Origin of the sequence: Kitasatospora griseola, assembly GCF_014648555.1 — a bacterium.
Lineage (GTDB): Bacteria > Actinomycetota > Actinomycetes > Streptomycetales > Streptomycetaceae > Kitasatospora > Kitasatospora griseola.
The window spans coordinates 44,630-54,495 of sequence record NZ_BMRI01000043.1; the positions used below are offsets into that span (position 1 = coordinate 44,630).

At 72.1% G+C, this 9,866-nt stretch carries 7 protein-coding genes; 5 read left to right on the forward strand and 2 right to left on the reverse strand.

What is annotated here, in order from left to right; all coding sequences use genetic code 11:
* Positions 1-21: 21 nt before the first annotated feature.
* Complete coding sequence (locus tag IEZ12_RS33175) at positions 22-183, forward strand: hypothetical protein (protein WP_189277501.1); 162 nt, start codon at positions 22-24, stop codon at positions 181-183.
* A 574-nt stretch (positions 184-757) separates the two neighbouring features.
* Positions 758-1,471 (forward strand): HNH endonuclease family protein, encoded by a 714-nt coding sequence (locus IEZ12_RS33180; protein WP_229848481.1) that lies wholly within the window; start codon positions 758-760, stop codon positions 1,469-1,471.
* 116 nt (positions 1,472-1,587) lie between these two features.
* On the opposite strand, the gene IEZ12_RS33185 is transcribed toward IEZ12_RS33180, so the two are convergent.
* Both IEZ12_RS33185 and IEZ12_RS33190 read right to left on the reverse strand, forming a co-directional pair.
* Entirely contained in the window at positions 1,588-2,112 is a 525-nt protein-coding gene (locus IEZ12_RS33185) for an Imm1 family immunity protein (protein WP_189277503.1), read from the reverse strand.
* A 685-nt stretch (positions 2,113-2,797) separates the two neighbouring features.
* Positions 2,798-3,343: a hypothetical protein gene (locus tag IEZ12_RS33190; protein WP_189277505.1), complete on the reverse strand. Its 546-nt coding sequence runs from the start codon at positions 3,341-3,343 to the stop codon at positions 2,798-2,800.
* A 212-nt stretch (positions 3,344-3,555) separates the two neighbouring features.
* Here IEZ12_RS33190 and IEZ12_RS33195 point away from each other — a divergent pair, with 212 nt between their 5' ends.
* The 3 genes from IEZ12_RS33195 to IEZ12_RS33205 all read left to right on the forward strand — a co-directional run bounded on the left by IEZ12_RS33195 (position 3,556) and on the right by IEZ12_RS33205 (position 9,759).
* The gene (locus tag IEZ12_RS33195) at positions 3,556-4,476 is read left to right on the forward strand and encodes a hypothetical protein (RefSeq protein ID WP_229848483.1); all 921 of its coding nucleotides are present in this window, start codon (positions 3,556-3,558) and stop codon (positions 4,474-4,476) included.
* 342 nt (positions 4,477-4,818) lie between these two features.
* The gene (locus tag IEZ12_RS33200; RefSeq protein WP_189277507.1) at positions 4,819-8,544 is read left to right on the forward strand and encodes a hypothetical protein; all 3,726 of its coding nucleotides are present in this window, start codon (positions 4,819-4,821) and stop codon (positions 8,542-8,544) included.
* Positions 8,545-8,833: 289 nt separating this feature from the next.
* A protein-coding gene (locus IEZ12_RS33205) for an IS5 family transposase (RefSeq protein WP_444542900.1) occupies positions 8,834-9,759 on the forward strand; the annotation gives its coding sequence in 2 pieces (ribosomal slippage) (positions 8,834-9,179 and positions 9,179-9,759; 927 coding nt in all).
* Positions 9,760-9,866 lie beyond the last annotated feature (107 nt).

Here is a 9,866-nt window from a genome sequence, read left to right on the forward strand (position 1 = left end):
CACGCTGTGAGGACCCGTCTCATGGCGGCCTCGGGGAACATCGCCGAGCAGCGCGGCCCGGGCGCCGCGCCGCCCCGGGCGTGGTGGACTGGCTCGGTGACCGATCGTCAGCCCCTCGTCGAGCAGCTACTGCCCGGCACCGCCGTCGGGCGCCGCCCGCTGCACCAGCCTGAGTCCCGCTGAAAGAAGCTCGGTCTGGCCTGCCTGACCGCCCAGTGGCCCGGGTCGCTCTACCTGCGGGCCGGGCGCAGCCGCGTCCCCCGGTGAACAGGCCGGGCACCTCGAAGGTCGCGAGCATGCCAATTTAGGGCAAAGCGGGTGACAGGTGGTCCGTTCGGGGTCTACGGTCGCGTGCACACGATCCGCCACCACAAGGAGGCCGCTGTGTCACGACCGGACAGCATCTGGGGCGACTGCGCACCCACCCGCCGCGACAGCGGCTGGAACTGACCGCCCCTCACCACGTCTCCCGTCCCGGGCCCAACCACACGGCCCCGGGACGGGCGGCCGGCGGCGCAGCGAGCAGCAGCGCCCGGCCGACCTGCGGCCCCGAGGCCCCCGCGCACCCCTGTCGCGGCGCGGCCCGGGGCCGCAGCCGCGCCCCCGGGCGGTCCTGATCCGGCAGGCCCGAGAGAGTCGCAGGATTGCGGTCCTGCACCTCGTGCGGGTGACGGGCGGCGGCCGGCCGCAACCAGGCGCCGGCGGCGGGGGTTGATTTGGGCGTCGTCCGCCCGTCCCGTCCGTGGAGTGCTGCCCCGTGCGCGTCCGTCCCGCTCTCGCCCTCGTCCTGTCCACCGCCGCGGCCGCCGTGCTGCTCGCCGTCCCGGCCGACGCCGCCGCTTCCCGTACTGCCGAGGCCCATCCACCGGTTGTCGCGCGGCACCGCGCGGCGGGTGCGGAGGTCACCACCACCCTGCGCGCGGCGATCGACGCGCTGGCCGTCGCCGCGGAGGACCGGACCGGGTATGTGCGCACCGCTTTCCGGCACTGGATCGACGCGGACAAGAACGGCTGCGATACCCGTAAGGAGGTGCTGATCGCGGAGGCGGTCACCGCGCCGGCGGTCGGTGCGGGCTGCGCGCTGACCGGCGGCGAGTGGCTGTCAAGCTACGACGACCTGGTCCTGAACGACGCGAGCCTGAGTGACGTCGACCATGTCGTGCCGCTTGCAGAGTCTTGGGACTCCGGGGCCTCGACCTGGAGCGCGGCCGAGCGGCAGGCCTATGCCAACGACTTGGCCGAGCCGCGGGCGCTGATCGCGGTGTCCGCGAAGAGCAACCGCGCGAAGGCGGACAAGGACCCGGCGGAGTGGCTGCCGCCGGCCGAGGCCTACCGCTGCACCTATCTGACGGACTGGGTGGTGGTGAAGACCCGTTGGGGCCTGAGTGTAGACCCGGCCGAGGCCGACGCGCTGCACCGCCTCGCCGCCGGCTGCCCCGACGAGGAGCTGGCTGTCAGCCTCGCCCGCTGAGCCGCTCGAACCGGCGGGCAGGTGAAGCGGGTGGCTGCACGTCAAGGTTCGGGCCACCCGCCTCAATTCCGAGCCGCTTCAGGAGATTTCCGTTCGAATCAGCTCGGGCTTCGTCTTTATTCTCGGCGGAAGGTGTCGGCCCATTCGTTGAATCGCGTTCCGTTGTGGCGCGCACCGTTGTATTCTCCGGTTACCCAGTCGATGCAGGTGGGGCGTTCGCCGGTGTCGGATGCGCAGTATTCCTCGATCGCGGCCCTGACCTGTTCCAGGGGTAGGGCGCTGGCCGGTTCGTAGCCCTCGCCCGAGCACGGATCCGCTATCAGTTCGGGTCCCGCATAGGACGGGTCGGGGTTGTCGGAGAGCCAGAAGAAGTCGTACATCCCGCCGGTGTGCACGTTGGACCACCAGCTGAGTGCTCCGTAGCCGCTTCGCTCGTCGGCCGTGACGCGAAGGTATGCGGTGGGGCTTTCGGCACCTGGCTCACTGACAGTGAGCCAGGCCTGGGTGCCAACGGAGTAGACGCCGGCAGAGATTTCCTTCGGCGTGATCGACCGGAAGGCCTCGGAGATGAGGTCGGCGATTTCCTCCGGATGCTCCGGGTAGTGATCCATGCCGTTTGCTGCGGTAATTCGCAGAATCAATTCGCACTCCTGTTTCGCTTCTCTGGGTCCAGGGCTTCTTCCTCTCCGCAGGCCTTCGTGCAGGCGTACGGCTCCTGGAACCGGTCATGCCAGGCCGGCAAGTCCGCCGGCTGGTCTATCGCGGCCGGCCGCGTGGGCGATGTCGACCGGGGCGCCGATCTGCCCGTCCTCGCCTGCGTGGGGAAGCAGGAGGTCGAGGGCCCCCTGGGCGTGGCCGTGTCGAGCGAGCGGGACCGCGTAGTGCTCGGGCGCATACCGATGCCCCAGGGCCGTCCGGGCCCGGACCGTCTGGATCGCCTCTGCGGTCCGACCCTGGGCCCCCAGCAGACCGGCCACCTCCACAGGCCGTCGCGGCGTACGCGGCCGCCAGCACCACCAACGCCTTTCCCCGCCTTCCCTGTCCGGCCAGTACCCGGGCCTATGCCCCCGCCCGGCCTGCTCCGCCACGGCCGGCTCCGGCGGGACGCAGCCGGCATCGGTACCGGCGGTCAGATCCTCAGCGCCCATGACGCCGCACCGTAGCGCCAGCCTCCGACACCCTGCTGGCGCAGGTGCTGCTGGGAAGCACGGCATGGTTGGACGAGCGCTCCCGACGGCCGGGCCTCGACCTGGAGCGCGGCCCAGCAACAGGCCCACGCCAACGACCCCGCCGCCGCCTTCCCCGACACCGAACTGACCGTCGCGCTCATTCCGCGGGGCGCAGGCGGACGTAGCGGACGGTGGCGTGTCGTCCGGTGCCGGCCACCACTTCGACGAGCGGGGTCGGTCCGTCGATCTCCCACACCGCGCCGGGCCCGCCGCCTTGGGCCGGGCGGAGTCGGCCGTGGAGGTCGTCGGCGAGCCGGCGGGCCTGTGCGGGGGTGAGGCGGGGCGAGGTGATGGTGCGTCGGCCGTCGGGCAGGGCCACGAGCAGGGCTTCGGGGCGGCTCGCTGAGCCGGTCACTCCGAGCAGTTCGGCGTCCACCGTGTGGACGTGCCGGACTTTCTGCCAGGCCCCGGTGCCCGGGCCGGGGCGGTAGGCGGTGTCGAGGCCCTTCGCGACGAGGCCCTCGACCGCGAGGGCCTCCAGGTCCCGGTACCAGGCCATCGCCTCGGCGCGCGACGTGGTGGCCATGCACAGCGCCAGCGGCGGGGCCGCGGCGCCGAGGAGGATCTCCAGCATCGCCCACCGGTCCCTGAGCGGCTCGCCCCGCACGTCCCGGCCCGGGACGGCGAGGACGTCCCACGCCACGTAGAAGACCTGGATGCCGGCCGCGCGCCGGGCCTCGGCGGTGCGCAGCAGGGCGTGGAAGTCGAGGCGGCCCGGCCCGGTGGCACGCCCTCGCGGACCGGGTCGCCGAGAAGTTCCAGGTCACCGATCCCGAGGCGGCCGGCCGCTGGGCCGCCACCGGCACCAGCCTCGGATCCGCCCGCTACCTGGACTGGCTCGCCAGGCAACTGGCCGTGGCCCTCAACCGGCACGCCGACGAGGACGGCGAGGACACCGACTGGCTTCCGGTCGAACCGCAGGAATGGCCGCTGCAGCAGACCCTGGACTTCCTCACCGAGCACCAGGCCTTCGACCGCCTCCTCGACAACTGCCCGGAGGTCACCCCGCACTGGGCCTTCAAGACCAGGGAGGTCCGCGGCACCGCCATGACCGTTCCTATCGCGCCGGCGCTGCGCGAGTGGATCTCCGGGGCAGCCATCCCCGACCTCGCCGCTTCCTGGCAGCCCGGCGTCCCCGCTGTCTGGGCGCTGGACCAGGCGGTGCGCAACATCAGCACCGCCTTCGGACACGCCCTGAGCTGGACCGTCGGCGCGCTGACCAACCTCGTCAACACCAACCCCTTGCTCTCCCCGGCCGCGCCCCGGCTCAACACCCACACCGCCTGGCACATCCGCCACGGCGTCGACACCGAGCAGGCCCTGACGCTGCTCTCCGCCGGCGTCACCTCCCGGCGCATCGCCCACCTCCTCGGCCGCGACGCCGCACTGCTCGGGCACCGCTCCGACGCGCTGCGGCAGTGGACCGCCCAGCACCACATCGACGGCTGGACCGAGCGGTACGGGGCCGGCGAGTACGAGATCCAGGACCTCCTGGAATACGTCCGCACCCCCGCCGACCTGATCAACCGACTCATCGACCGCGGCACCGCCACCACTCCCCTGACCCGGCTCGTCCCGAACCTCACCGACGGGTCGGTGACCATCGCCCGCCCCCGCGGGGACAGGCCGACCATCCGCATCGTCCGCGATCGCAGCCGGGTGGCGACCGTCCCCGCGGACCGGCACCTCGACTTCCTCGCGATGATCGACAGCGGCCTCGAACTCGACCACCGCCTCCAGGACGGCCAGCTCGTCACCACCCGGCGCAGCCGATAGGCCCTTGCCCTTCGCCAGGACCGCAAGAGTCCGGCCGGAGCGGTCAGCCGCAGCGGGAACGGGACACCGGTGGAGATCCAGATTTGGTGCGACGCTCGGCAGGTAACGGTCCGCCAGGTAAAGATGTCCGGCGTGCCCGTGGAGGGACAGGCCCACGGTGCGCACGTAGGTGCTCAGCTTGGTGAGGAGGTGGATGCGGCGCAGCATGGCGGAGAGCTAGTCGTTCACTGGCCGCAGAAGCTCAGCAGGCCCGGCCAGTACACTGTCAGACCTGGTTACCCGGATGCGGCTGTCCCCCGAAACCGATCGCCACCCGCCCGCCCGGCCGCTACGGTGCCGCACGTGAACATCTTCGAGGCCGACCAGACCAGGCCGTCGGCGGACGACGTGGCGCTGCTGGTCGAGGGCTCTTCTTTCACCCGGCGCCTGCAGGACTTCGGGCCCAAGAAGGAGGGCGCGGTCGCCCTGGGTCTGATGCGTGACGTCTGCGACATGCTGTGCGAGCCGGAGGGCCGCCGGGAGCCGTACGTCACCGCGCAAGCGCTGTGCCGGATCGCGATCGAGCGGCTGATGGAGATCGGCGGGAACGACTTCGAGGCGCTGCAGGCGGCGCGGACCGAGGTCACCAGGTCTCTCAAGGCTGTCTTCGAGACGGATGGCTCACTCAAGGCCGCTACCCCCCTGGACGGTCTGATCGCGACCTTGGACTCCCTGTCCACGTTCCCCCGCAAGGTGGAGGAGGGCAGTCCCCTCCGCAAGGCCGTCGTCAAGCTGCTCAGCGCCCGTTCCAAGGCCAAGGAGGGCAACCGTCCGCCGCTGTCGGCGTTCGACGCGACCCAGGAGGTGCTGGACGCCGTCGACGGGCTCGGCCTCCCGGTACCCGAGACGCTGGTCGCCGCTCACCCCCTGACGGTCGCGCTGCGCAAGCTCCACAAGATTCGCTCCAACGAGGATTTCCGCCGTCAGGCGCTACTCGACCGGCGGCTGGAGGCGATCGGCGCGGCCTACGCGCGGCTGTGCGCGATGGAGGCCCAGCAGGGTGCCCTGCGGGTCATGCAGCTGACCCGGGTGGTCCGAGACGCGACCGGCCGGGAGCCGGGCAAAGCGGAGCAGGAAGCCTTCCGGGACTGGCCGAAGCAGTACGGCATCGGCTCCAAGGTCGTGCACCCCGGCCACGAGGCGACCGCGGTGACGGCGGTGGCGATGCTGCACGACTGCCTGGCCCTGATCCAGGAACTCGTCGCCACCGTCGTCGACCAGGCCCCCGAGTGGGTCGAGCTCGGCAAGGTCACCTCCCCGACCCCCGAGCAGGTCCGGAAGGTCAACAGCCTGCACAACCCCGCCGCCGCGCCCTACCTGTTCAGCGAGTTCTCCGGCTGGGAGTGGCTGGAGAGTCTGAAGGACGTCCGGCTCCTGCCGGAGGAGGACCGGTGGCCGGCGCGGCCCTACTTCGAGCGCCTCGCCGCCGAGGACCCGGCCCGCCTGGTGAACTGGCTGGGCAAGGGCAAGCGCCTGGAGGCGATCTGGCGCACCGGCCCCGGAGCCACCGCCGAACTCGTCCTGCTGTGCCGGCACCTCGGCGGGCACAGCGCGTCCCTGGTCATCGGCGCCCTCAAGGCGCACGCCACCGACGCCGTGAGGACCATGGCGGTCTACTGGGCGCAGCAGACCCTGCCCGAGCACCGGGACGCCGCGTGGGTGGAGGCGGCCGTCAAGGCCCTGTGCGTCGGGTTGGACGGCTCCGCGGCTGATCCCTGGAACATCCGTACCGTGCTGGCCCAGCTGCTGCAAGCCGGCCGGACGGGCGGGCCCAGCGTGGCCCAGCGGGTGCGTACCGGCCTCGCCGCCGTTCTGGCCTCCCACCTGGCGGTCGACGGCGTGCGGGAGCAGCTGGAGTTCAGTGACGACCTGCGGGCGCCGAGTCTGGCCGGGGGCCGGGAGTTGACGGGGGCCCGGTTTGCCGCGGCGGCCTGCGTGGAGTTCGCCAGCACCGAGTTCAGCGAGGCCGGGACCGCCCTGGCGGTGCGGACCGGCGCGTGGACGGCAAGGGATCTGGGCGGGTGGGAGCGCGAGCGGCTGATCGCCGTTCACCTCGTGGATGTCGCCGGTGCCGGGCCGGTGGACAGCGTGTGGTGGACGGCCGCCCTCGGGGTGCTGTCCCGCCTGCACGCCCTGCCCTACCTCACGCCGGACGTCGGGGAGTTCGTCCAGGTCGCCATCGGTACCTGCCCGCCAGCAGGCCGGGCCGATCTGGAAGCGGCCCTGTCGGAGGGCTTCGGACCGGTGCCCGGTCCGGAGGCACTCCAGGCGGCCCGCGCCGAACTGGCCGGCGACACCTCGCTCGCCCATACGCTGACCGCCATGCTAGGCGGCGCGAAGGTGCTGGCCGAGTTGCTCGGCGAGGACGACGAGGCCGAGGCCGACCTGCCGGAGCTGGAGTGGGAGTCCGCGCTGCCGCCCGTCTGGCGGACCGTCCACTGCCTCTCCCCTGTAGCGCCCGACCCGGTGATGGTGCCGTGGCGCCCGGTGGTGGACCTGCTCGCCGAGTTCACCGGGCCGCCACGGCCCCTCACCGAGCCGCTGATCAAGATGCTGCCGTACCCCGACCGCGGCGAGAGCACCGTGACCGACTTCATCGCCCGCTGCGAGGAGCGCGGTGTTCTCGCGGGCGCCGCCGAGCTCGCGGCCCGTACCCCCGCGCAGGGGCACTACTTCGAGCGCGCCGACCTGAAGACGCTGGAGGACGCCGTCTTCGCGGACCCCGCCTCCTGGGCGGCCGACGTCGAAGCCGTCACCGCAGCGCTCAGCTCGTTCGACCTGTGCACGGTCTACCTGCAGAGCCTGTACACCGCCTGGCAGGCAGCCCAGGACACCGACGGGCACCGCCTCACCGCGGCGTGCACCGCCGCCTGGGCGCTCAAGGTCCGGCTCGACGCGGGCGACGGCAGCACCGACCCCGACATCGACGAACGCGCCCGCTACACCCTGATCCACCTGCTGCGCCAGGCCTGGGTGCTCGGCGCCGACCCCGGCGTGGACGAGGGCACCGCGGTGAACTGGCTGGCGGCCACCGTCCGGGCCTGGACCGAACCCGTCTCGGTGCCCGACAGCCCCTACACCACCGCGACCGCCACCTCCAGCGGCCTCGCCCTGACCGCCTTCCTCCAGTGGGCTGTGCGCCGCGCGACCGACACCGGCAACCTGCCCGCCGAAGCCGACACCCTGCTAACCGAGCTCGTCACCGACGGGCGCGACGACCGGGCCCTGGCCGCCATCGGCGCGGCTCTCACCCCGCTGCGCCGCCACGCCCTGCCCTGGTACACCGCCCACCGGGCCGCCCTGCTCGACCTCACCGCGCCGACCGCCCCGGTCCACACCTGGCTGCGCGTACTGCGCCACCTCGGCGACGACGAGTACGCCGTGCTCGGCGACCTCGACCCCAACCGGACCAGGGACTACCTGCGCACCGGCGCCCCCGAGAAGGTGTTCACTCTCTTCGCCGCCACCCTGCTGCGCTCCCCCGACACCTTCGGCCCCGACTTCCTCACCGAGCTGATCACCGGTAGCGGCGGCCCGGCCGCCGTCTCGACGCTCCTCGGCGACATCGCCCGCTTCCTGCCCCATGAGGACCCCGCCGGCCCCCTCCCCCTGCACCAGCGCGGCTTCCAGCTTTGGGACCTGGTCCTGGACCTCGTCGATGGCGCCCCCGGCCTCGCGGACGCCGTCACGGGCGCCGGCCACTTCGCCTTTGCCGAAGGAACCGACCAGCGCCAGTGGTTGGACCGCACCCTGCGGAGCGTCGACGCCAACCCCGGCATCGAGTTCCCCGACCGGGTCGCCCAGCGGGCCGCCCGCAGCGCCCAGGAACCCGATGCCCTGCGCATCCTCACCGCGCTGGTCTCCCGCACCGGCGGGGACGACGACCGGATCGACTACCGCCGCCACGCCGTGATCCGCGCCGCACAGGACGCCGTCGACACCTCCGAACCCGGCACCGCCGGTCGGGCCGACCTCGGCCAGGCCCTCGGCCGGTACGCCGATGACGTGGAGCGCGCCACCGCCTGGTGACGGTGCTGTCCCGTGGAGAACAGCCGAGCAGATCCGCACCAACCCCACCGGCCCCTCCGGGCGCACCACCGACCGGGTACCGGAGTGGCCGAAGGCACCCGGCGCACCGGTAGTACGGCCCCGAGCAGGCCGGTCAAGCTAGACGGGTTTCTCCGCTGCCGCGTAGACGGCCAGGCGCAGCGCGACGTCCTCGGGGAGGGCGCCGTGGCGGGTAGCCCAGTGCAGGGCCGGGGTGAGCAGGGTGCCCTTAGGCCGTGTCCTGTCGATCAGTTGAGTCGTTGATACGACTATGGGGAGTAGGGGTGATCTGACTGATGGCCAGTGGGAGAGGCTTCGGCCGCTGCTGCCGGTGAGTAACGGGCGTTGTGGCAGGTGGCGGGACCATCGGCAGGTCATCGACGGCATCCTGTACCGGACCCGGACGGGTGTGCCGTGGCGGGATCTTCCGGAGCGCTACGGTTCGTGGAAGACGGTCCATGAGCGGCATCGCCGCTGGTCGGCGGACGGGACGTGGGAGCGCCTGCTCCAGCGGGTCCAGGCGGAGGCGGATGCCGCCGGTGGGATCGACTGGGACGTCTCCGTCGACTCCACCGCGGTCCGCGCGCACCACCACGCGGCCGGCGCCCGTCGCACGGCGCCGGTCTTCAAAGGGGGCGCCGCGCACGCGATCAGGAATGCTCGGATGTGGATGGAACTGTTCAACTGCCTGGTGGCGGTGGTGCGGCCGGAGAGGCCCTCGGACGGTCCCGGGGCGGACACACCACCAAGATCCACCTGAGCGCGGAAGGCCACTGCCGGGCGTTGTCCCTGGTCGTCACGCCGGGACAGTGCGCCGACTGCACCCAGTTCGAGCCCGTTATGGACAAGATCCGGGTTCCGCGCCTGACGACCGGCCGGCCTCGCACCACGCCCGACAGCGTCAGCGCCGACAAGGCGTACAGCAATCGTCGGACCCGCCGCTACCTGCGACGGCGGGCGATCCCGCACGTCATCCCCGAGAAGGCCGACCAGGCGGCCAACCGCCGCAAGCGGGGTAGCGCCGGCGGCCGGCCACCTGGATTCGACAAGGAGCGGTACAAGAAGCGCAACGTCGTCGAGCGCGCGATCAACAAGCTGAAAAACTTCCGCGCCGTCGCGACCAGATACGACAAACGCGTGTACGTCTTCGTCGGCACGGTCACGCTCGCCGCACTGGCCATCTGGCTCCGCTCGTGATCGACCGGACAGAACCTAGCGACTCGGGATACTAAAGGCTGTCTCGTAACCCTGTGGGCTGGGCGGCGTTGGTCTGGGTGTGCAGGTGCTGTCGGCGGAGCGTCGTG